Annotated in this window: 1 protein-coding gene; it reads left to right on the top strand. The window is 48.5% G+C overall.

What is annotated here, in order from left to right; translation table 11 throughout:
• Positions 1 to 1,077: hypothetical protein (locus A3773_RS19690; RefSeq protein WP_197462820.1), on the top strand; the 1,077-nt coding region annotated here is incomplete at both ends.

Here is a 1,077-nt window from a genome sequence, read left to right as displayed (position 1 = left end):
GGGATAACAAAGAAGAGAAGAGGGGGAAAGGGGGAAGAAAGCATGAAGAAAGAGAAGGGAACAGAGAGAAAAGAAAAGAGGGGAGAGGGAAGAGGAAGGGGGAAAGGAGAAGAAAAAGAGGGAAGGGGGGGAGGAAGAGGAAGGAGGGGAAAGAGAAGAGAGAGAGAGAAAGGAAGGGGGGAGGGGAAGAAGAAGGAAAGGGGGAAAGAGAGGAAGGAAAAGGGAGAGAAGAGAGGGAAAGAGGAAGAAAAAAGAGAAAGAAAAGAGGAAGAAGGGAGAAGGAGAAGAAGAGGAGAAAAAGAAAGAAGAGAAAAAAGGAGAGGGGAGGAGGGGGAGAAAGAGGAGGAAGAGAGGAGAGGAGAAAGAGAGGGGGAAGGAAGGGAAAAGGGAGAAAAAAAAGGGAGAAAGAAAAAAAAAGGGAGGGGGGAAAGAAAGGAAGAAAAAGAAAGAAAAGGAGAGGGGGAAGAAAGAAGGAGAGGAAAGGGAAAGGGAAGAGAAAGAAAAAGAAAAAGAAAAAAGAAGAAGAAAGGAGAAAGAGAGAAAAGGAGAGGAAAGGGGAGAAAGAGAAGATAAAAAGGAAAGAGAAAGAGGAGGAGGGAAAAAAGAGAGAAAGAGGAAGGAAAGAGGGAGAGGAAGGAGAAGGGAAGGGAAAGGGGAGAGGGAAAGAAAAGAAAAAGAGGGGGGAAAGGGGAGGGGAAAGGGGAAAAAGAGGGAAAAGGAAAGAGGGGAGGGGGAAGGGAGAGAGGGAGGGAGAGGAAAGGGGAAAAGGGAAAGGAAGAGGAGGGAAAGGAGGAGGAAAAAAAGGAGAAGAGGGAAGAAGAGAGAGGAGAAGGGGAAAGGGGGGGAGAGAAGGGAGGGGAAAGAGGGGAGAAGAGAAAAGGGGAGAGAGAGGGAGGGGAAAGGGAGGAGGAGAAGAGAGAGAGGGAGGAGAGAGGGGAGAAAGAGAGAAAAGAGAGAGAGAGGAGAGAAAAGGGGAGAGGAGAGGGGGGGGAGAAGAAGGAGAAGAAGAAGAAGAAGAAGAGAAGAGAGAGGAGGAAAAAAAAGAGGAGGGGGGAGGAAGAGAGGAAAAAGAAGGAG

This window comes from Neptuniibacter pectenicola (assembly GCF_001597735.1).
GTDB classification, from domain to species: domain Bacteria; phylum Pseudomonadota; class Gammaproteobacteria; order Pseudomonadales; family Balneatricaceae; genus Neptuniibacter; species Neptuniibacter pectenicola.
This window is presented reverse-complemented; position numbering and strand designations above follow the sequence as displayed.